Annotated in this window: 18 protein-coding genes and 3 pseudogenes; 7 read left to right on the forward strand and 14 right to left on the reverse strand. The window is 60.0% G+C overall.

The window, feature by feature from the left end; translation table 11 throughout:
* Positions 1 to 163: ArsB/NhaD family transporter (locus HV670_RS17525; protein WP_281362419.1), on the forward strand; the 163-nt coding region annotated here is incomplete at its 5' end.
* Between the two features lie 223 nt (positions 164 to 386).
* Here HV670_RS17525 and HV670_RS17530 read toward each other — a convergent pair.
* The 3 genes from HV670_RS17530 to HV670_RS17540 form a co-directional block, all read right to left on the reverse strand.
* Positions 387 to 695, reverse strand: coding sequence for an acylphosphatase (locus tag HV670_RS17530; protein WP_175106078.1), 309 nt, complete (start codon positions 693 to 695; stop codon positions 387 to 389).
* A gap of 219 nt (positions 696 to 914) precedes the next feature.
* Positions 915 to 2,201: an amidase gene (locus HV670_RS17535; protein WP_175106079.1), complete on the reverse strand. Its 1,287-nt coding sequence runs from the start codon at positions 2,199 to 2,201 to the stop codon at positions 915 to 917.
* Positions 2,202 to 2,216: 15 nt separating this feature from the next.
* On the reverse strand, positions 2,217 to 2,621 hold the full coding sequence (locus tag HV670_RS17540) for an MFS transporter (protein WP_175106080.1): 405 nt from the start codon (positions 2,619 to 2,621) through the stop codon (positions 2,217 to 2,219).
* Between the two features lie 22 nt (positions 2,622 to 2,643).
* Between HV670_RS17540 and HV670_RS17545 the strand changes: the two genes are divergently transcribed.
* Positions 2,644 to 2,880: a LysR substrate-binding domain-containing protein gene (locus tag HV670_RS17545; protein WP_246257612.1), complete on the forward strand. Its 237-nt coding sequence runs from the start codon at positions 2,644 to 2,646 to the stop codon at positions 2,878 to 2,880.
* A gap of 89 nt (positions 2,881 to 2,969) precedes the next feature.
* The gene (locus HV670_RS17550) at positions 2,970 to 4,283 is read left to right on the forward strand and encodes an Nramp family divalent metal transporter (RefSeq protein WP_175106082.1); all 1,314 of its coding nucleotides are present in this window, start codon (positions 2,970 to 2,972) and stop codon (positions 4,281 to 4,283) included.
* Between the two features lie 53 nt (positions 4,284 to 4,336).
* Here HV670_RS17550 and HV670_RS17555 read toward each other — a convergent pair whose 3' ends face one another.
* Positions 4,337 to 4,681: a hypothetical protein gene (locus HV670_RS17555; RefSeq protein WP_175106083.1), complete on the reverse strand. Its 345-nt coding sequence runs from the start codon at positions 4,679 to 4,681 to the stop codon at positions 4,337 to 4,339.
* 234 nt (positions 4,682 to 4,915) lie between these two features.
* Positions 4,916 to 5,476, reverse strand: a pseudogene (locus HV670_RS17560) (carbohydrate porin); the annotation flags it as partial.
* A 996-nt stretch (positions 5,477 to 6,472) separates the two neighbouring features.
* On the opposite strand from HV670_RS17560, the gene HV670_RS17565 reads away from it, so the two are divergent.
* Both HV670_RS17565 and HV670_RS17570 read left to right on the forward strand, forming a co-directional pair.
* Positions 6,473 to 6,613: a hypothetical protein gene (locus HV670_RS17565; protein ID WP_175106085.1), complete on the forward strand. Its 141-nt coding sequence runs from the start codon at positions 6,473 to 6,475 to the stop codon at positions 6,611 to 6,613.
* A 115-nt stretch (positions 6,614 to 6,728) separates the two neighbouring features.
* A complete protein-coding gene (locus HV670_RS17570; protein ID WP_175106086.1) occupies positions 6,729 to 8,384 on the forward strand; it encodes an NRAMP family divalent metal transporter in 1,656 nt (551 codons plus the stop codon).
* Between the two features lie 82 nt (positions 8,385 to 8,466).
* Here HV670_RS17570 and dmeF read toward each other — a convergent pair whose 3' ends face one another.
* From dmeF to HV670_RS17585, 3 genes are all read right to left on the reverse strand, one after another.
* On the reverse strand, positions 8,467 to 9,774 hold the full coding sequence (gene dmeF / locus HV670_RS17575; RefSeq protein ID WP_175106087.1) for a CDF family Co(II)/Ni(II) efflux transporter DmeF: 1,308 nt from the start codon (positions 9,772 to 9,774) through the stop codon (positions 8,467 to 8,469).
* Between the two features lie 12 nt (positions 9,775 to 9,786).
* The gene (locus HV670_RS17580; protein WP_175106088.1) at positions 9,787 to 10,062 is read right to left on the reverse strand and encodes a metal/formaldehyde-sensitive transcriptional repressor; all 276 of its coding nucleotides are present in this window, start codon (positions 10,060 to 10,062) and stop codon (positions 9,787 to 9,789) included.
* Between the two features lie 311 nt (positions 10,063 to 10,373).
* Positions 10,374 to 11,216 carry an IclR family transcriptional regulator gene (locus tag HV670_RS17585; protein WP_175106089.1) on the reverse strand — a complete coding sequence of 281 codons (843 nt, stop codon included), beginning with the start codon at positions 11,214 to 11,216 and terminating at the stop codon, positions 10,374 to 10,376.
* A 118-nt stretch (positions 11,217 to 11,334) separates the two neighbouring features.
* On the opposite strand from HV670_RS17585, the pseudogene HV670_RS17590 reads away from it, so the two are divergent.
* Positions 11,335 to 13,680, forward strand: a pseudogene (locus HV670_RS17590) (cytochrome P450).
* A 51-nt stretch (positions 13,681 to 13,731) separates the two neighbouring features.
* Here HV670_RS17590 and HV670_RS17595 read toward each other — a convergent pair.
* The 4 genes and pseudogenes from HV670_RS17595 to HV670_RS31095 form a co-directional block, all read right to left on the reverse strand.
* Positions 13,732 to 14,229, reverse strand: coding sequence for a TPM domain-containing protein (locus tag HV670_RS17595; protein ID WP_175106090.1), 498 nt, complete (start codon positions 14,227 to 14,229; stop codon positions 13,732 to 13,734).
* Between the two features lie 3 nt (positions 14,230 to 14,232).
* Positions 14,233 to 15,105: a TPM domain-containing protein gene (locus HV670_RS17600; protein ID WP_175106091.1), complete on the reverse strand. Its 873-nt coding sequence runs from the start codon at positions 15,103 to 15,105 to the stop codon at positions 14,233 to 14,235.
* Complete coding sequence (locus tag HV670_RS17605; protein WP_175106092.1) at positions 15,102 to 15,722, reverse strand: LemA family protein; 621 nt, start codon at positions 15,720 to 15,722, stop codon at positions 15,102 to 15,104. Before HV670_RS17605 ends, HV670_RS17600 begins: the two co-directional genes overlap by 4 nt.
* A gap of 703 nt (positions 15,723 to 16,425) precedes the next feature.
* A pseudogene (locus HV670_RS31095) lies at positions 16,426 to 17,196 on the reverse strand (alpha/beta fold hydrolase); the annotation flags it as partial.
* Between the two features lie 191 nt (positions 17,197 to 17,387).
* On the opposite strand from HV670_RS31095, the gene HV670_RS17610 reads away from it, so the two are divergent.
* Entirely contained in the window at positions 17,388 to 17,861 is a 474-nt protein-coding gene (locus HV670_RS17610; RefSeq protein ID WP_175106093.1) for a PRC-barrel domain-containing protein, read from the forward strand.
* A gap of 414 nt (positions 17,862 to 18,275) precedes the next feature.
* Here the strand turns inward: HV670_RS17610 and HV670_RS17615 are convergent, their stop codons facing one another.
* Together HV670_RS17615 and HV670_RS17620 are read right to left on the reverse strand one after the other, a co-directional pair.
* Positions 18,276 to 18,818 (reverse strand): hypothetical protein, encoded by a 543-nt coding sequence (locus tag HV670_RS17615; protein WP_246257613.1) that lies wholly within the window; start codon positions 18,816 to 18,818, stop codon positions 18,276 to 18,278.
* A 248-nt stretch (positions 18,819 to 19,066) separates the two neighbouring features.
* A complete protein-coding gene (locus HV670_RS17620) occupies positions 19,067 to 20,356 on the reverse strand; it encodes an MFS transporter (RefSeq protein ID WP_175106095.1) in 1,290 nt (429 codons plus the stop codon).
* Positions 20,357 to 20,409 lie beyond the last annotated feature (53 nt).

Here is a 20,409-nt window from a genome sequence, read left to right on the forward strand (position 1 = left end):
GATAACGCCAATCGGGTCCCTTGCGACGCTGCTGTGGCTGCATGTGCTGGCTCGCAAGAACGTAACAATCACATGGGGCTATTACTTCAAGACAGGTATCGTCTTGACGCTCCCCATCTTGCTTGTCACCTTGGCGGCCCTCGCCGTGCGATTGCAGTTTTGATGCGAATCGGGACTAGGCTTGCCGGAGGAGAGGGCTTCGACGTATTTGCACCGGTGGCAGGACTTGGGATTCGAGGACGCGTCTCGAGTCGGGACGAAGTTTCTCCGCCGGACGAACGCCGCATTCCGAGGCGCGCTCGGCCGGCTACGCTCACTGGGAGGGCCGCAGCGCACCGGAAATACAGGAAGCCGGCGATGTTCCAAACTCGATGCTTTGCGTGCCCTCACAGGGTGGGCATGCGCTCAAAGCTGTCAAAGCGGGCAAACGGTGGCTGCACGTCGGTCACCTCGAGTTCCTCGACAAGCGCCGCGGGCATGCCCTCGCTGAGCCACGCACACATTTCTGCCAGTTGCTCCGGTGAGCCCTGGAGCATCGCCTCCACGGAACCATCCATACGGTTGCGGACCCAGCCTGAAACGCCAAGGGCTGTCGCGCGGCGTACACAGGCCTCCCTATAGCCAATGCCTTGTACTCGACCACGCACGTGCACCAGTCGGGTTTCAAGCGGCTCGTCCTTGTCGCGAGATTCCATGGGCGGACTCCGGTTGCAGATTGATGCACCGCGGTTCAATGAAGGTGAGGCTCTTACCCTGGAGCCGTGGCCAGACCAATCAAATCTTCCTGAAGCCCGCGAAGCAGGCGACAGAAGACTATATTACGGGACGTTTTGGCTGAGTACTTCAGCGTTTCCTCGCCATGGTCTGGCTTGGCACTCCTTTGCAAGCCATTCCACCCCTGCCCGCATCTCCACCTAGCCGGATACCGCCCGCTCAAGGCGCCGCGCTACGTCCAACAGCACCCGATCGCTATCCCGCCGTCCGACCAGTTGGACGCCGATCGGCAACCCGTTCGGTCCGTTGCCGACTGGGAGCGTCAGCGCCGGCGTGCCGAGCAGCGACCACATACGATTGAAGACCGGATCGCCCGTCCAGCTTGTGCCCGCCGGCGCTTCGCCCGTAGCGGACGGCACCAGGATCGCGTCAAACGACTGCGCAATCTGATCGAAGGCGATCTGCGCCTGGCGTGTCTGTTCCCGGCAGCGCAAATACGCTTCGAAAGAGATGTTCCAACCCTGTTCGATGACGGCGGTCGTGCTGTCGCCCATCTGTGCACGGCGCGCCGGCTCATATTCATAGAGGTGGTTGCGGGCAACCTCGTAAGCCATCAGCGCTGCGTGCACGTCATTGAGCGACGCGAACGAATCCGGCATGACCGCCGGCGCGACCTCGTACCCGACTGCCCTGAGCCGTGTGATCGCAAGGCGCAGGCCGTCGGCGTCGCGGCTCGGCTCGCCGAACGGCGGCTGCCAGAACCCCAGTCTTACCTGCCTTGGCTCGCGTGCCGGCAACGGATCTGCGGCCAAATCCACGCCGCAGAAAACGTTGTACATCAACGACAAATCGTCCAGGCTGCGCGAAAGCACGCCGAGCGTATCGAGCGAAGATGCGAGCGCCTTGATCCCCTCGATCGCAAACGTGCCGACAGTCGGCTTATAGCCGATCACGCCACAGTAGGCGGCAGGTCGGATGATCGAACCCGAGGTCTGCGTGCCAAGCGCGAGCGGCACATGCCGGTCCGCCACCGCTGCAGCCGAACCGCTCGATGAACCGCCCGGCGTGTGACCCGGGTTGTGCGGATTCACCGTCTTGCTGGGCTGGTACATCGCGAACTCCGTGCTGACCGTCTTGCCCAGTACAATGCCACCCGCGCGACGGATCAGCGACACGCAGGCCGCATCGCGGCTGGGCCGGTGTCCGCGGTGGATCGTCGAACCGTACTCGGTCGGCATGTCGCAAGTGTCGATGACATCTTTGATTCCGACCGGTACGCCATGCAGCGGACCGCTTGGCTCTGCCGCATCACAGGCCCGCGCTGCGGCACGCGCACGCTCAGGATCGATGAACGCCCACGCGTTGACCGTCGGCTCACGTTCGTCGATGCGACGCAGGCACGCGTCGACCAGCTCGAGCAACGTGATCTCTTTTGCCCGGATCGCCGCTGCAGCTTCGCGCGCCGACATCAAAGTCAAATATTCCATTGCTTAATGCTCTCGTTAGGATTTGTTGTAGCGCCTCGCAGCGCTGCCTGCGTCGAGGGCTTTGCGCGACACGCTGAGCAGCAGGCACACCGCTCCCGCAGCGAGCAGCGCCGCCATCGCATATAGGCCGCTCGCGAGGCTGCCGGTCACCGTCTTCAGCCAACCGACGATCGATGGGCTGGCGAAGCCACCGATCAGCCCGAGGCTGTTGATCAGCGCGAGGCTGCCGGCGGCCGCGCTCGTGCCGGCGAAATAGGTCGACGAGATCGCCCAGAAAAGCGGGAGCGTCGCATAGATTGCGGTCGTGGCGACGCTCAGCACGAGCAGCGATAGCACGAGGTTCGTGTGCACGGCCGGAATCAACGCAAGCATCGCGGCACCCGTCCACGCGCACGCCGCCAAGTGCCAGCGGCGCTCCATGCGCCTGTCCGAATGGCGCGAGATGAGCACCATCCCGATGGCGCTGACGCCCTTCGACGCGATCTGCCAGATGGTCGAGCGCCGTGTGGGCATCAGCATCCTGCCTGAAAGAGCGGCCGAGCGTTGCAGCAAGACTTTCGGTATTCGGGTCGTAGCACTGACCGACGAATGGGCCTCGCGGGAATTGCGAATCTGTCTGCGAAGCTTCGACGACCTGCCAGCGTACGCAAAACGGCTGATCGAAGCGCTGCGCGAATGAACGGTGAGACACGACGGCAATTGATGTTGTAATGTGCCGATAGGCTGCTGACTCTCAGTGCTTGCCGCCGGTGACCGGCTGGAGTGGCAATGGACGACCGTGCTAGTCCCAAGGATAGGCGCAATACGCTGACGGAGCGAACAACGTCGGCGATGCGGGAGCGGCTCGAAGGCCGAGGCGCCCGGGTGTTCCTGCCATTTTTCGGCCCGGCTGTAGTCGTCTCGATCGCCTACATGGACCCGGGGAACTTCGCGACGAACATTCAGGCTGGCGCGAAGTACGGCTATACCCTTCTCTGGGTGGTGCTGCTGGCCAATTTGATAGCCATGCTGTTTCAATCGCTCTCAGCGAAGATTGGGATAGTCACCGGGCGAAACCTCGCAGAGCTTTGTCGCGACCACTTTCCCAAGCCGCTTGTGCTTGCCATGTGGGGCATAAGCGAGGTGGCCGCCATGGCAACGGATCTGGCCGAGTTTCTGGGTGGAGCAATCGGCCTGTCCTTGCTGTTCCACATGCCGTTGTTCGTCAGCATGGTTATCACCGCTCTCGTGACCTATGCACTTCTGTTGTTTGAGCGCGCCGGTTACCGTCCACTCGAGCTGGCAATTGGGGGACTGGTCGGCGTTATTGGCTTGTCGTACCTGGCCGAGCTATTCATCGTACCGATTACCTGGCCAGCAGTCTTCGTGCATACGTTCTCCCCGCAGCTTCCGAATTCAGAAGCGCTCATTATTGCTGTCGGCATTATTGGTGCGACTGTCATGCCACATGCGTTGTTTCTCCATTCGGGACTGACCCAAAGTCGAATATTCCCAAAGACAGAAGCTGAACGCACCACGCTGCTGGCCTATTCCAACCTCGAGGTCGTCATCGCATTGGCCACCGCCGGACTGATCAATATGGCCATGGTCATCATGGCTTCCGGAGCGTTCCACGAAGGGCACCCCGAGGTCGCCGAAATCGAAACGGCATACCATACGTTAGCGCCGCTGCTGGGCATCGGGGCCGCGGGCATTTTTCTCCTGGCTCTCATCGCCTCAGGGATATCAAGCTCAGTCGTGGGCACGATGGCCGGCCAGATGATCATGCAGGGCTTCGTTGGATTTCGTATTCCGCTTTGGGTGCGAAGAGTCGTGACAATGTTGCCCAGCTTTGTCGTCGTCAGCCTCGGGGTGAACGCGACGAATGCGCTCGTCATCAGCCAGGTCGTCTTGAGCCTGGCCTTGCCGGTCCCGATGCTTGCATTGCTATGGTTCAGTTGTCGGCAGGACATCATGGGCGTTCGCAAGAACCGCGCCTTTACGACCCTATTGGCCGCTGTGGCAGCCGTCGTCGTCCTGTCTCTCAATGCGTTTTTGCTGATGCAAACGTTCGGAGTGGCGCTTCCGGGGGTGTCTGGCTAGCTGGCTAACGGACTCGATACCGATTCCGATACCTCCTCGCACGCCCAACGTAGCTAGAGCGCGTCGTGACAAAGCACCATCATTCTCTGCACCATCGTGCTCGAACCGTTGAGTTCCATTTCGTTGGTGAACAGTGCCTGTACGCTATGCAGCCGAACCGCGACTCCGGCTTCCAGCAAGTCTTGACTGGCAATCTTCAGAGCAAGTTGGCCCATTCGGATCCGGTCGAGCCAGTGCATCTTCAGTCGGTTTTTCATTAACCACTGACGGCAGCATTGAACAACATGGTCCACGCGCCATTCATAAGTCAGCGCGTATGATGCCGCTGCAATCGCAACGAGGTAACACAGCAAGTCGGGACGCGCACTGTCGGGCTCAGAAAATTCAGGTTTTGTCATGCTGATCGGTTTGCCTGCTGTCGTTACTCAAAACCAACACACGTGGGCGTGGGCACCCGAATGGAACAAAGCTGCGGCACTCACTTCTTTTTCAAGAAATGTTGGGCTGTAGCCGTCAGTGATGGCCCTTTGTTCGATGGATAGAAATGATAGCAGCACGACGGGCGCAAGCGCTCAGTAAGAAAGGCTGGGACGGGTTCTGCCCGAATGCAACTGCCGTCACAGCGCAAGTAGGGACTGCTGATACCAGAGCTCCCATATCCGCGTTGCGTCGTCGGCTTCGACACCGCTCGCACTTTGTAGCGTCAGCAGGTTGCGTTGGCTCAGACTACTGCCGTGAATCTGCAGTGCGGACACGTTGAAGATTCCGCCCGTCAGGCCAGCCGCCTTCTCCATATCGATGCCAATCCCAAGCTGGACCAGACCATCGTAAGCGCCGCCGCGTTTGATGCCGCCCGACGGATTGTTCAGGTATTCACTGGTTTCTTGCAGTCCGATGGTCACCCCATGGTTGCCGAGCCATGGGCGCACGCCGCCCATATCGCCAAACAGGTTTGAGCGATCCCAGAAGCCGGCCGGCGCGGGCGGCGTCGGGTCTGCCTTCGCCGCTTGGTCGGTTCCCGCCGCGGACGATGACGGCAAAGCTTCAATCGGCATCGCCGCAGCCCCTGCTTCGCCACTCGTCTGGGCGAGCGCGGGCGGCATGAAGCCGAGGGACAGCAGGAAACTCAAGCTGACGGGTCCACTGGACATCAGCAATCTGGTCTTGGACGTTACAAATGATTTGACGAACATAGGCCCACTTCCGTCTAGCCCGACGAAGTCAGGCGACACACGAAGACGTGACGGCATCTCGCAAGCGATCTTGCGAAAGTCGGTTAAACAGAGGGAGCGTGCTACTGACAGACCGGCGGCAGAAAGCCAGTCGGTGATGAAGCGCGCTAACCCGACAAGAGCGAGTTAGCGGCGAAGGAGTGTACCGGCGGTCGCTAACTCGTGATTGTGTCGCCGGCGTGGGCCGGCAACGGACTTCCACTACTAGAGCTCGTGTCCACGAGGGACTCCTTTCGATGAGACGGGCGGATTGTATTCGGCACGCGCGAAAAGCCGCAAGTAAAAAAAGCAATAAGGCATCGCACTCCGAATTTCCTGAAAAACTCTGCGGACAGACGAATATGCTTCACGTTCGCAGCAACGTCTCCGCACTTGCACTAGCCTTTCACTTTTATTAATTTGAAAGGCTGAAGGGCGTCGGGAAATTTTATTTGCTCTGCTTGACGAATCATGTTGACTTCAGATTCGAGCGCCGCCTAAACTCCGAAAGTCTTCACAAAGGGGCTAATGCCTTGGACACCTGCAGTAGTCGACCTTCGAATAGTTTCACTGCCTGACCGGCAGGACGTCCGCGCTCCCTTTTCCCAGCCGCCGTCTTGCCAGCAGGCAGACGGTGCGCGTCGTAGTCACTTTCCCCGTGCACCCTAATTCGCGCCAAATGGACGCAGCGATTACTTGCGTCCGTAAGGCACCGCGTCGCGAGCGTCAGCTCGCGGCTGCGCTCGTTCGCGCCTTTTCAATTCACTGGCGTGGGCGAACGCGTGGATGAACACGTGCGTTAGACGCCGATAAGGAGGCCGCCATGTCGGACTGTGACAGTTATCCCATATGCCACTCACTCTTACCTTTGCCTAAGGAAAGCGAGTAGACCTTTGTCGCTGCGCGCGTAGTGCGCCCGACCTCCGTGTCCACTGGCTTTCCGCGAACCGCGTTTAGCCAAACGCTCGGAGAAAAAACATGTACTTCGGACTCCTTCTGTCACAACTCCCTCACGTCCAGGAATCGCGCGTCCACTACGACGCCATGCTGGCGCTGCATGCGCCCGAACCCCATGGATTCGCAGCGTTCTGGCAGCGCGTCAAAACGCTCATTTCGTAAGTACCGCGCTCTTTTCGGCATACGCAAGCGCCGCCGTCGTGCGACGACTCACGCCCTTGCGTATGCCGCAGGTGCGCATTCTCATTTCAAAACCTGACTCAGAGAAGAAAGCAAAATGTCCACTCGAGCCAACATCTCACTACCACGTAGCGCCGTAATTGACTCGGCACACGTCGGCGACATCAAGGGCGCCTTCGGCACCATCGCGCACCACGACTCCGGGCCACGTACCAGTTTGTGGGCGCGCTTGCGCACGCTGTTGGCCATCCTGGGCCCAGGTCTCATCGTGATGGTGGGTGATAACGATGCAGGCGCCTTCGGCACTTACACGCAGGCGGGGCAGAACTACGGGACCACACTGCTGTGGACCATGTTGCTGCTGGTACCGGTCCTCTTCGTCAACCAGGAAATGGTGCTGCGACTGGGTGCCGTGACCGGCGTCGGCCATGCGCGCCTCATCTTCGAGCGCTTCGGGAAATTCTGGGGTGCATTCAGTGTCGTTGACCTGTTCATTCTCAACGCACTAACCATCGTGACCGAGTTCATCGGCATCACCTTCGTGCTCGGATTCTTCGGCGTCTCCAAGATTGCCGGGGTCTGTATTGCTGCGGCGCTGACAATGGCGGCCGTCAGTACGGGAAATTTCAGGCGCTTCGAACGCTTCGCCGTGGTGTTGTGTCTTCTTAGTCTACTGCTGGTGCCCGTACTGGTGTCGATTCACCCGCCGGTTGCTCAGATGGCGCACGATTTCTTCATTCCGAACTGGCCCGCCCACTCGAAGCTGAGCGATGTGATGCTGCTCGTCATCGGTATCGTCGGCACCACGGTTGCGCCTTGGCAGTTGTTCTTCCAGCAGAGCTACATCGTCGACAAACGCATCACCCCGCGTTTCATGAAGTACGAGAAGGCTGACCTGTGGATTGGCATTGTCTTCGTACTGATTGGCGCAGTGGCGATGATGTCGTTCTGCGCCGCACTGTATGCCGGCAGGCCGGAATTGGGCAATTTCACGGACGCGGGGAATGTCATGGTGGGCCTGGAGAAATACGCAGGCCGCACGTCAGCCGTCCTCTTTGCGGTGGCCCTGTTTGACGCCTGCATCATCGGGGCTGCTGCGGTGTCGCTGGCGACTGCATACGCCATCGGGGACGTGTTCAAGATTCGGCACTCGCTGCATCGTCCCGTGTCGGAAGCAAAGGGTTTCTATGTCGTTTACTTCGGTATCATTGCCGCCGCTGCAGCGCTCGTGCTCATTCCTGGCAGCCCGCTTGGCCTGCTGACCGAAGCGGTACAAACGCTCGCAGGCGTGTTGCTGCCCAGTGCTACCGTATTTTTGCTTCTGCTGTGTAACGACAAGGCCGTTCTCGGTCCGTGGGTCAACTCGAAGAAACTGAACCTCTTCACAGGCGCCGTTATCTGGGTGCTGGTGATGCTGTCGATCATCCTGACTGCTTCGGTGATGTACCCGGATATCACGGGCGAGACAATTCTTGAAGTGCTCGCGGGGGGTACGCTCCTCGCCATCTTCGGTTTTGCCGCTACGTTCGGCGTTCGCATCCTTCGCCGGGAGTCGCTCAATGGCATAGCGCGCGACGACGCGCCGGATCTGAAACAGATGCGCGACACCTGGCGCATGCCGCCGCTCGACCAGCTGCCATCGCCCAATCTGACGCTGGCCAAGCGTGTCTGGATGGGCGTGTTGCGTGGCTATCTGTTGCTGGCTGTCGGACTGGTTGTAGTTAAAGTCGTCCAGATGACAATTTTGAACTGAACCAGTGTTCACGCCACAGGGGCGTCAGTCACCGAGGTTGACGAAGGGCCTGCCTGATGCATGGCGACTTGACTGCCATGGGTCAGGCCATCGCTTCACGCGGGTTCACCTCCACTGTCACGTGCGACAGCCCCTTGAAGCGCTTGAGAGCCGAGTGATAGAAGCCCGGGTTGCGCTGCGGCTCATCGGTCGCAATGGATACCACGGCACTCATGTGTCCGGGCCCCAGTCGCCACACGTGCAGATCGAGCACGCTGTCTCCGCCGACTTCGATGGCATGACGGACGTTTTCCGCCATCCGCTGGTCGGGAGTCATGTCGAGCAGAATCCCGCCTGTGTCGCGCATCAATCCGTAGGACCAGTTGGCAATCACCAGTGCTCCGATGACGCCCGCGAGCGGGTCCATCCACATCCATCCGAATGTACGCGCCAATACGAGACCCACGATTGCCAGCACGGATACCGCCGCATCTGCCACCATATGGATATATGCCGACCGAATGTTATGGTCACGAGTCGCGACGTGATGCACGTCGTCGTGGTGCTCAGGCTCTTCGAATTCGACCTCGTGTTCGCTGTCCGGCATCCGCACGATGGCCTTGAAGGCATGTGGCTCAGGAATGGCATCCATCGATTCGAGGTAACCGCCACGGTCCGCCATCACGAATAGCTGTTGTTGGCCGTCAGGTCGTATCGTTGTCACGGACACAACCGACGCGTTCAGTCGCGAGCTCGTTGTTGCCGGCGCAATTCGGAAAACGGGCGGCACACCATCCTCGAAGATGGAAACGGCAAACTCGCCGGATGGGGTGAAGATCTTTTGCACTTCGTCTACGTGAGCATGGTCGTCATGATGATGTCCATGTCCATGTCCATGTCCATGTCCATGTCCATGACCATGATCGTGGCCATGGCTGTGGCCGTGATGGTCACCGCTCAACAACCAGACGCTTGCCAGGTTAACGAGCAGGCCGACCACCGCTATCGGAATCGCCTCGCCGAAGTGGATGGGTATCGGCGACAGGAAACGCGAGACGGCCTCGTAACCAATAAGTAGTGCAATCATCGCCAGCACAATGGCGCTTGTGAATCCCGCAAGGTCACCCAGTTTGCCTGTACCGAACACGAAGCGGGAGTCGGTGGCATGTTTGCGCGCGTAGGTATAGGCGAGCGCTGCAATCAGCATTGCCCCCGCATGCGTCGACATGTGCAGACCGTCGGCAACGAGAGCAAGCGACCCGAACATGCTGCCGCCGACGATTTCAATCAGCATCATCGCGCTGCACAGCGCAATCACGGCCCACGTCTTTCGCTCGTTCTGCTCGTGACCAGCACCAAGAAAGATGTGGTCATGTCCCGCGCCAATGGAGGCGTTTTTGAAATCATTCATTGCTAACTCTAGTTACTTGAAATAGCTGTGAACAACGTCGATGAGTTGCTCGGTAGCGCTGCCGTCTGACTGCTCGCCAACATCCACGTCGACAAGGTGATTCCGTATGTGGTCCTCGAGCACGACGGCAAGCAGACCGTTCATCGCTCCTCGGCAGCTCGTAATGCGCTGCAGGACGTCTGAGCAGCCGTGCTCTTCCTCGAGCGCTCGCTCAATGGCTTCGACCTGCCCCTTGATGCGGCGAACCCGGTTGAGAAGCTTCTGTTTGTCCTGAATGGTGTGGCCCATGGCAAGCTCCTCTTATACCCCGGGGGAGTATATACCCTTGTCATCAGGGATGTCGGGTGGCGCACCCGTGAGCAACCGTGGCCATCGCCCTATCCTTCTCGACGCGCTCACCAGAGACGTTTATAGACACAAGGTCATAGAGCGGTGCGGGACGTGCCATTGTTTCAATTTACGGAAACTAAGGCGGGAGGACTCGCAATCCGTCATATGTTTCCACATAGGGGAAATGCGGGCGCTATCGCGGCGCCACCCGAAGGGAGATGAAGATGGGCGAGTCAACAGGCTATCGCCCATCCGCGTTCCGCCGTCGCTCAGACGGCCTGCGATCCCGCTACATACCCGAGCCGGGCGCTGATAGCCTGCGCCTCCTGTCGAACTGCCGCCGCGATCTTTCCATCGAGAGACGAATCGAATCCTCCCGTCGCACCCAGCGCAGTCAGCGTCGCACACAGTCGCCCGTTGAAATCAAATAGAGGTGCGGCGACCGCGCTGATTCCTTTCAAGTTGGTGTCCTTGACAGCCGCACATTGATCGGCTTGAACGTCATGCCTCAACTTCCCGATGGGATCCTTGCGGTCAAGTTGCGCAAGCAGATCAGCGGGCGAATGCAGCAACTCATCTTCCGCTAGTGCCCGAACGCGGGATTCGTCGAGCAGCCCCAGAAAAAGCCGGCCCGTCGCCGACCACAGCAGCGACATGACTGACCCGGCGCGTACATTCACCGTCACGGGCAGCCCCGGCTCCTCGAAGCGTACGATCGTCGGCCCGCGATTGCCCATTACAGCAATGAAGCAGGTGACTTCGAGGCTTTCTCTCAGACGCAGCAATGACGGTTCGGCAAGCCGGATCGGATCGCAGAGCCGCATGGCGGCGAGGCCGATGGCAAGGCACTCCGTTCCCAGCACGTATTGCTGAGTGCCCGGCTCCTGTGCCACCAGCGATTCTTCCATCAGGCTCACCAGATAGCGGTGAACCTTCGCCGGACTCTCGCCGATATGCGATGCCAGCGCGGTCAGCGACGCGCGTCCGCCGATCGCCGCGAGACCCTTGAGCACGACCATGGCGGTCGATGCGGACTGGACGCGCTGACGGCGCTCGCGTTCCGGTCCGGCAAGCCCTTCCTCGATCGTTTCTCGCGCTTTAGTTTTTTTCATTTGTCCATTCTAGCGGGCGGCTGGCGACGTCCGTCAACGCCCACGTGTTAACCCTGATGAGCGAGTTACGCATAGCGTACTATAGTTACGCAAATGTATTGGCAGTGAGGAGACATAGATGAGCGACGTCAATAGCCCGGATCGCGCTTCGGCGTGCCCCTTCCACAACACCGCGGGCGGTGCCATTGCGGCGACGCCGACGGGATGCCCGGTCAGCCGCCGCGCCGCGGAATTCGATCCGTTCGAAGACGGCTACCAGCAGGACCCGCCGGAATACGTGCGCTGGGCGCGCGAGCAGGAGCCGGTCTTCTACAGCCCGAAACTCGGCTACTGGGTCGTGACGCGCTACGAGGACATCAAGGCGATCTTTCGTGACAACCTGACATTCAGCCCGTCAATCGCCCTCGAGAAGATCACGCCGACCGGACCCGAGGCAAACGAGGTGCTGGCGTCCTACGGCTATGCAATGAACCGGACGCTCGTGAATGAGGATGAGCCGGCACACATGCCGCGCCGTCGCGCGCTGATGGATCCGTTCACGCCCGAGGCTCTCATGCATCACGAGCCGATGGTGCGCCACCTTGCGCGCGAATATGTGGACCGATTCATCGACGATGGCAAAGCCGACCTGGTCGATCAGATGCTATGGGAGGTTCCACTCACCGTCGCGCTCCACTTCCTGGGTGTGCCTGAAGAAGACATGGACACGTTGCGCAAGTATTCGATCGCACACACGGTCAATACCTGGGGAAGACCGAAGCCTGAAGAGCAGGTCGAAGTCGCGCACGCGGTCGGCAAGTTCTGGCAGTTTGCGGGAAAGGTGCTCGACAAGATGCGCCAGGATCCCGATGGTCCAGGCTGGATGCAATACGGCATTCGCAAGCAGAAGGAACTGCCCGATGTCGTCACCGACTCGTATCTGCATTCAATGATGATGGCCGGCATTGTAGCGGCGCACGAGACCACCGCAAATGCCACTGCGAACGCGATGAAGCTGTTGCTTCAGCATCCACAGGCGTGGCGTGATATCTGCGAAGACCCGAGCCTGATACCGAATGCAGTCGAAGAGTGCTTGCGCCACAATGGCTCGGTCGCAGCATGGCGTCGTCTTGCGACCAGAGATGTCACCGTCGGTGGCATCGACATTCCCGCGGGATCGAAGCTGCTCATCGTGATGTCGTCTGCGAATCACGACGAACATCAGTTCGCTGACGCCGATCTGTTCGACATCCGGCGCGAGAACGCGAGCGATCAGCTCACATTCGGCTATGGTTCGCATCAGTGCATGGGCAAGAATCTCGCGCGCATGGAGATGCAGATTTTCCTGGAGGAGTTCACGCGTCGCCTGCCGCATATGCGCCTCGCCGAACAGCGCTTCACCTACGTACCCAACACGTCGTTTCGCGGCCCCGAGCATGTGTTCGTTGAATGGGATCCCGCGCTGAATCCTGAACGTGTCGATCCGTCGGCGCTTCAGCCTCGGGCTGCTGTGCGCATCGGCGAGCCGTCTGCGCATGCGATCAGCCGTCCCGTGGTCGTCACATCGGCGACCTACGCCGGCGGAGACATCATTCGCGTCAAGCTCGCCTCACCTGACGGCCGCCCGCTTCCTCGCTGGACGCCGGGCTCGCATATCGATGTCGAATGCGGCAACACAGGCATCTCGCGGCAGTACTCGCTCTGCGGCGATCCGGACGACGCGGCCGCGTTCGAGATTGCGGTGCTCAGAGAGCACCAAAGTCGGGGCGGCTCCGAGTGGGTCCACAACAACGTCAAGACTGGCGCATTGCTTCGTGTACGAGGTCCACGCAATCACTTTCGGCTCGATGAATCAGCAAAGAAGCTCGTCTTCATCGCCGGCGGCATCGGTATTACGCCGATCAGCGCAATGGCCCGAAATGCGAAGGCGCGGGGTATCGACTATGAAGTGCATTTCAGTGGGCGCACGCGCGCGTCAATGGCTCTGCTCGACGAGCTCACCGCGCTTCACGGCGATCGTATGCGGGTGTACGTCTCGGATGAAGGCACGCGCAACGATTTCCGCGCACTGCAGGTCGTCGAAGGAACCCAGGTGTATGCATGCGGTCCGGCGCGCATGCTCGAAGCGCTGCAGCATGCATCCATGGGCTGGCCTGACGACGCGCTGAAGGTCGAGCATTTTGAATCGACGATCGGCACGCTCGATCCGGATAGGGAACACGCTTTCGAAGTCGAGTTGAAGGATTCGGGGCTCGTCGTGACGGTACCCGCTGATCAAACCCTGCTTGCCGCGCTGCGCAAGGCGAACGTCGACGTGCAGAGCGATTGTGAAGAAGGTCTATGCGGTTCCTGCGAGGTGCGCGTGCTGGCCGGCGAAATCGATCATCGCGATGTGGTGCTGACCAAAGGCGAGCGGTAAGCCAATACACGGATGATGACCTGCTGCTCGCGCGCGAAAGGCACAAGGCTCGTGCTGGAACTTTGACGCTGACACTTGAACGCGAGGCCGCCACGCAGCGCGGACAGGACCGGCATTTCACAACACCGCTGGCTCACTCGGCAATTCGCTGTGCCTTTCCGGCTGGGCCGGAAAGTCCCTTTTCAGCAACTCCGTCACCTGTTCTACGCCGCGTAGTACGCCCGCCTCATACCTGCCGAGCCGGAACTCTGCCTCCATGCTCTGGCAGATGGACTCCCACTCTGCGGCATGCACCCTGGCGTGCACACCTCGGTCCGCGACAATTTCCACATCGCGGTCCGCGAGCAGGAGGTAGATGAGCACACCATTGTTGTGCTCGGTGTCCCAGACCCGCAGCTCTGAAAAGACGTCAATCGCACGCTCTCTCGCCGCCACACTCTTGAGCAGCGCCCCGATGGGAAGCGCACCCTCGACTGCGAAGCGAACCTGGCCGATATGGCCGCGATGGCTTTCCTGAACCACTTTCTCAATTGCCTGCAGGGTGCGGGGAGGAAACGCAACGTTCACGTGCCAGCGACTCATGAACAGGTGTCGTATGACGCGATTGGGGTCCATGGGCTACCACCTGCCCGACGCGCCGCCACCGCCAAACCCACCTCCACCGCCACCAAACCCACCTCCACCGCCCCTGAAGGTTGTCCGGCTCGAACGGCCACCACCCAAACCCCCAATGGCACGACCCCCGACGTACGCGCCCAACCCGCCGCCCAACAAGGTGAACGCAAGCGCAATCGCGCCAGCGATGATTGCGACAAACAGCGTTCCAGACAGCAGCCATGCGACCACCGCGATGGCGCCGCCGGTCACGAATGAACCTGCCAGGCGCCCCAGCACGGCGCGAAGCACGCCACCCGCGACCATTGTCAGCACGAAGAGGATGGGAAGATAACCGCGGACTTGTCCCGAGTCGCTGTCCGCACGTTTGTCCGGCGGCGGCAAAGGCTCGCCGTTGATAACGTCCATAATCCTGCCGACGCCAGCGGTGATGCCACCGTAAAAATCGCCCTGTCTGAATTTCGGGACAATGATCTCGTTGATGATGCGACTGCTTGTTGCGTCATTCAGTGCCCCTTCCAGGCCATATCCAACTTCAATGCGCAGGGTACGGTCATTTTTCGCGACGATGAGTAGCACACCATCGTCCACACGCTGGCGTCCGAGCTTCCACTGTTCGACAACCCGGATCGAATATTGCTCGATGGTTTCTGGCTGAGTGGTGGGGACAATGAGCACGGAGATTTGGCTCCCCTTTTTCTCCTCGAATGCCTCCAAGGTTTGCTCCAGCGTGGAGCGTTGTTCGCTGGTGAGCGTACCCGTGGTGTCGGTAACGCGCGCGGTCAGCGCCGGAATCGCGACATCCGCGCTGGCGGCAAACGGGCAGAACGCAATGAGCGCGAGCAGCAGAACGCTCGCCGCTTTCAGGATGTTCAATTGGTCGCTCCACTAGCCGGCGCCGGCGCTGCGTCGAAATTGACCTGTGGAGGACGCGCAATCTCGGCTTCGTTCGACACGGAGAAGTTGGGCTTCTCCTTATAGCTGAAGACTTTCGCCGTCAGATTGGTCGGAAACGAGCGCACTGTTACGTTGTAGTCTTGAACCGCCTTGATGTATCGGTTTCTCGCAACGGCGATGCGGTTCTCGGTCCCTTCGAGCTGCGCCTGCAAGTCGCGGAAATTGGCATCGGACTTCAATTGCGGATAGTTTTCTGAAACCACCAGCAATCTTGATAGCGAACTCGTCAACTGGGCCTGAGCCGCTTCGAATTTCTCGAACGCTTGCGGGTCATCGAGAAGCTCCGGGCTTGCCTGGACCGAGCCCACGCGGGCACGGGCCTCGGTCACGCGGGTGAACACTTCTTTTTCCTGGCTCGCGTAGCCTTTTACCGTATTCACGAGATTGGGAACCAGGTCGGCACGACGCTGGTACTGGTTCAGCACTTCTGACCAGCCGGCTTTGACCTGCTCGTCCTGACTCTGGATAGCGTTGTAGCCGCACCCGGAGACGGCAAGCATGACTAGAGCGAGCAACCCCATCCATACTCTGCGCATTGGATTTTCCCGATTCGCCTAAAATTGACCCATTAACGCTTCGCCAGATTGAACGTAATCTGTTCGTAAAGCAACCACGGTGTCGGAGAACGTCTCCCGCGATGCCGGTGCGCGTTCGCGAGGCGATCGAGCGAACCCGCCTGCGCGAGCTACATGAGCTGTACAAGGCGGCGCAGTCCGACGCCTTCAGATCGAACGCCCCGCGCGGAATGAACGACAGATCGGAGCCTTCCACGAGGCCCTGCACGAGTTCGGTGGCGAGTATCTCGTCAGCACCCGCCTGCGCCGCTACGCGCGCGGCGATGCTGATACAGATGCCGAACCGCTGGCCGCCTGCTTCGTAGAGCTCACCCGCGTGGAGACCGGCGCGAATCCGGATGTTCTGCTCGCGCGCCGCGGCGACAATCAAGCGGGCGGCGCGCAGTGATTCCCCTGCTGCGGAAAACTCCGCCATCACGCCGTCTCCCTCGACCGCGACCACTCGTCCACCGAACTGCTCGACCAGCCGGCGCGTCGTCGCCTCGTGCGCCTCGAGTGTGGCGCGCCATACCCGATCCCCGCGCTCGCGCTGCTGCGCGGTCGAGTCCACGATGTCCGTGAACAGCAGCGTCGCGAAGCGACGTTCCGCCGTGTGGTGGATGCTGCCAGTAAGAAACGCCTCGATGGCGGTGGTCATCTGATCGGAGATTGCCTGGTCGACGCTGGGGACGTGGTATGCCGTGTCGAGTTCCAGGTACTGAGCTCGGGGGATGAGTTCCGCGAGATATCTCCCGTGCGCAACGGGGTGATGCTGGTCGTCCCGGGCATGCAGGATGAGCGTCGGGCAAGCAATATCCTTCAGAACCGGCCGCAGGTCGATCTGCACGATCCCCCGCCACAAGGCTTCGAATGCGGAGGGGTTGGCCGTCGCCTTCAGAAACTCGGCAAAGGACTCGTGGGCGGCGGCCCCTGCGCCGGGAAAACAGATCGAGGCGAACTTGAGTGCGAACGCCTCGAAGTCGTCCTGCATGAGACCGAAGAACCGAGGCCAATCCGTGAGCCTATTCTCCTCCGACATAGGCAAATAGGGATCCCCGGCATCGCAACAGACGCCATCCACAAGAATCAGGTGAGTCACGCGAGCGGGAAACTTCAGCGCATACAGGATCGCCACGGCCGCGCCTTGCGACAGCCCGAGGAGCGCAACCTGCTCCGCGCCTGAAGCCTGACGAACCGCCTCCACATCAGGGACCTGCTGTGCCAGGGTTGGCGGCGCCGCGCTGCGGTCCGAGAGACCGGTTGCGCGCTTGTCGAATCGGACAACGCGAGAGAACCTTGACATCTGCTCGAGGTATCGAACGCGATTCGGAATCGTCCCCTCAAGCGCGAGGTTGGATATGGCGCCGGGTATATGGAGCAGTGTGGGCCCTGCACCGTCCGAGATGCGATAGGCAATCGACACACCATCCGATTTCACGTACTTGGTGATCTCCATGATTTCACCCCAGGTCAATGTAAGGGTTCCACTTGCGTTCTGCTTTTTCGTAGTCCTATTAGACAGCGAGTAACACGCCAGCCGCCACTTTGCGCCAACAGCAGTGCCGCCACAATCAGGGAGGTGCCGCTGTCGCCTCAGGCATGCTGCTTGCGGAACATTGGAGCATCCATTTTTTGAGGAGGTGAATCATGGGCTCAATCAACCCGCAAGGCGGCACCCAAGGGGGAGCCAATATCGTCGGTGGCGGTATCGGCGAAGGACCGGGGCCGGACATCATGGCCGCAGCAACGCTCGATGGGAACAAGGTCATGTCAGCGGACGGCGAACACGTGGGCAAGATTTCAGACATCATGCTGGACGTCCGCAACGGACGCATCGCGTATGCTGTGCTGTCGGCGGGAGGTTTCCTCGGGATGGGGGCTGATCTGCATGCCATTCCGTGGAGCGCGCTGACTCTCGATACTGACCAGAAGTGCTTCTTCGTCGACATTACGGCGCAACGCCTGAAGGACGACCCCGGCTTCGACAAGGACCACTGGCCAACGATGGCTGATGCGAATTGGGGAGAGTCGACGTATAGCTACTACAACCGGCAGCCGTACTGGTCTGCGTCGAGCAGAGAAGGGGGAGGCGACCCTGCCCTCCGGCCGAGTGAGCATTAGCACAGCAGCACCCTGAACCGACCCAGACGGATCTTTGGGCAACGGGTCTGGCGTCTACGCCGCCGCGCACCGCCGCGGCGGCGTAGGTGCGCCGGCAGGGTCGCCGGCTTACTCCCTGTCCGTCGAGGTGAAGAGCGGTTTGCCGATGCTGTTGGGCGCCACATCGTCGAAGAAGATGTGGGCATCGAGCAGGACGCCCACGTGAGAGCCACTTGCCCGATTGACCGGAATTTGTGCTTCGATGCCGAGTTGCCCGTAGCGGTTTAGCCAGATAAAGCCCTTCCTGCACGACTCTGGGCGAGCGCCTGCGAGATCGTCGGCGCGAGCGTCGCCATCAGGATAGCGAGCAATCCGAGCAGGCAGCCAACCTTGTGCGCGAAGCGGCTCGAACCCGCCAAGTGTCGAGAGGCGACTCTACGACTTCTTCGGATCCCTCGCCGCCGGCTTGGCCGAAGGGGCAGGCCGGCTCGGGAGAACGGCATGCGGAACCGGCCGGGCGCCGGGCATCGGATGGCTCTGTGCCACTGCGCCCGGATGGCCTGGCCCACCCGGATGTGCCATCGGCCCATGCGCGGCTATCGTGTGATCGGGCAAGTGGCCGCCGTGATTCATCATCACCTTGTGAAGTTCGTCCCTGCGATGAAAGACTTCATTCCGATGGTCGCCATGGGCGTAGAGGCGCCGGTGCCGCGCTCCGTCCGGGCCGACGACCCAGATATATGTATTGCCGCCGACGAACACGACGTCGCGGTCGACCACGGTCGAGATGTAGATGTCGTTTGGAGTCGGCTGATAAGCCTCTTCGACGACCACGGGCGGCGGTGGGGAGGGCGGACTCTGTGCACCCGAAAATACTTGATTCACTTTGTTCGGATCGACCACGAGTTGGCCCTGCTCGTTGGTCGCACACCCCCCAAGGAACGTCGCGCAAGCGATCGATGCGAGGGAAATTCTCAATGCTGTTTTCAAATACATCCCCGGTTACCGTTTTTTACGATGCTCGCTTTAATAACGGCGGCTTGGCTCCGTGCTTGACGGTCGGGGAGGGATTCTTAAGATATGAATATTACTTGGCGTTACGCGTTCGCCAATTGTCCGTTCCATGGAAGGTCGAATGGCGCTTGCGGGCCGATCCCGGAAGCTCGTCATGAGACCGGGACCGGCGAATCACACCACGCTACTTCATCGGACAGGTCAATGGATGCTCAGCGTCTGATGAGCAGGGACATGATCGCACTTGCAGCACAAAGGCCCGCGACGATTGGAAAAATAATTGACGTGTGGCCGGTGACGTCAATCATGTGACCCACCAAGGGTTCTCCGATGCCCGCGAAAATGTACGACATGGTATTGAGAACACCCGTGGCCGTCCCCGCGGCCCGCCGTCCAAAGAGGTCAGGACACAAGGCCCAGAACGACGACGCGGGTCCAAACAGAAAGAATCCGCAGAGAAACAGCAGGACGATCGCGATCATGCTGCCGTGCGGAACGAACATCATGATGCTCGCCGTGGTCGCTGCCAGCACCATGTAGCTGACGATCGCCAGATAGCGCTTCCCCTTGAACAGCACGTCGGAAATCCAACTATTCGACAGCGAGCCGAGCGCCATGCCCACCGGCAACGCCAACGTGATCCACTTCGGGTCGATCAGGGTCGATGAGGTCTTCCAGTCTGCACCCAGAAAATGAACGGGCACCCAGACAACCAGTGCATACCGCGCTGCATTCATAAATCCGGTCGCGCATCCCGTGATGTAGACCCGCCAGTTCTTGAGCACGAGTGCGTATCGTTGCCAACTGGTCAGTTCGTCATCGGGCTCCGCTCGCGATGATTCAATGTTCGCAATTCCCAGGGACGAACCTCGCTTCTTCTCCGGATGTTCCAATACAAAGAGAAGAAGGACGAGGGCACCCAGCAGCATCGATAGCGGAGCAAGGCGAAAAATCCACATCCACTGCAAATGCAAGGTTCCGAGGATGAGGACGGGGAGTATGTAGGCGAGAACGGAAGAAAATCCGGAGAAGCCGACATAGATGCCGTAGACGAAGCCGCGATGCTTCTGATCCCACCAATTCGAGAGCAAGCGACTGCCCGGCGCGAAGCCCATGGACTGGAAATATCCGTTCAGTCCCCAGGCCACCAGGAAGAACAGGAAGCTATGACCAAAACTGAATACCCAATTCGCGGCTAGTGACAGGAGGGCACCGGCAATCATCATTGTTTTCCCGCCGATCTTGTCGCCGAGATTTCCGTTGATGAACTGCCCCCCCGCATAGCACCACAGCATCGTAGCGCTTATCCATCCGATCTGGTATTTCGATAGTCCGAAGTCATGTTGAATCCCCGCCACTGCAAAACCCAGGGTCTGTCGCCCGGTGTAATAGAACAGATAACAGAAGGTGACACCGATGAGGGCCCGCCACTTGTACTGATTGAATGTTACGGCTTTGGAGGGTGAGGCGTATTGCACAGCGTCAGGCGTAGGTGAGGGCATGACTGTCTCAGGGGTGCGCGACCCGGAACCGGGTCGCGCCAGCCGGTTTGGGA

Origin of the sequence: Pararobbsia alpina (assembly GCF_902859895.1) — a bacterium.
In the GTDB taxonomy this organism is placed as follows: domain Bacteria; phylum Pseudomonadota; class Gammaproteobacteria; order Burkholderiales; family Burkholderiaceae; genus Pararobbsia; species Pararobbsia alpina.

What these genes read in the sequence shown, in the direction of transcription:
- HV670_RS17610 (WP_175106093.1), top strand. Translation starts at nt 17,388, where the DNA reads ATGGGCTCAATCAACCCGCAAGGCGGCACCCAAGGGGGAGCCAATATC.
- HV670_RS17585 (WP_175106089.1), bottom strand. Translation starts at nt 11,216, where the DNA reads ATGAAAAAAACTAAAGCGCGAGAAACGATCGAGGAAGGGCTTGCCGGA.
- HV670_RS17545 (WP_246257612.1), top strand. Translation starts at nt 2,644, where the DNA reads ATGAGCACCATCCCGATGGCGCTGACGCCCTTCGACGCGATCTGCCAG.
- HV670_RS17565 (WP_175106085.1), top strand. Translation starts at nt 6,473, where the DNA reads ATGTACTTCGGACTCCTTCTGTCACAACTCCCTCACGTCCAGGAATCG.
- HV670_RS17570 (WP_175106086.1), top strand. Translation starts at nt 6,729, where the DNA reads ATGTCCACTCGAGCCAACATCTCACTACCACGTAGCGCCGTAATTGAC.
- dmeF (WP_175106087.1), bottom strand. Translation starts at nt 9,774, where the DNA reads ATGAATGATTTCAAAAACGCCTCCATTGGCGCGGGACATGACCACATC.
- HV670_RS17540 (WP_175106080.1), bottom strand. Translation starts at nt 2,621, where the DNA reads ATGGAGCGCCGCTGGCACTTGGCGGCGTGCGCGTGGACGGGTGCCGCG.
- HV670_RS17555 (WP_175106083.1), bottom strand. Translation starts at nt 4,681, where the DNA reads ATGACAAAACCTGAATTTTCTGAGCCCGACAGTGCGCGTCCCGACTTG.
- HV670_RS17530 (WP_175106078.1), bottom strand. Translation starts at nt 695, where the DNA reads ATGGAATCTCGCGACAAGGACGAGCCGCTTGAAACCCGACTGGTGCAC.
- HV670_RS17550 (WP_175106082.1), top strand. Translation starts at nt 2,970, where the DNA reads ATGGACGACCGTGCTAGTCCCAAGGATAGGCGCAATACGCTGACGGAG.
- HV670_RS17580 (WP_175106088.1), bottom strand. Translation starts at nt 10,062, where the DNA reads ATGGGCCACACCATTCAGGACAAACAGAAGCTTCTCAACCGGGTTCGC.
- HV670_RS17535 (WP_175106079.1), bottom strand. Translation starts at nt 2,201, where the DNA reads ATGGAATATTTGACTTTGATGTCGGCGCGCGAAGCTGCAGCGGCGATC.
- HV670_RS17605 (WP_175106092.1), bottom strand. Translation starts at nt 15,722, where the DNA reads ATGCGCAGAGTATGGATGGGGTTGCTCGCTCTAGTCATGCTTGCCGTC.
- HV670_RS17620 (WP_175106095.1), bottom strand. Translation starts at nt 20,356, where the DNA reads ATGCCCTCACCTACGCCTGACGCTGTGCAATACGCCTCACCCTCCAAA.
- HV670_RS17595 (WP_175106090.1), bottom strand. Translation starts at nt 14,229, where the DNA reads ATGGACCCCAATCGCGTCATACGACACCTGTTCATGAGTCGCTGGCAC.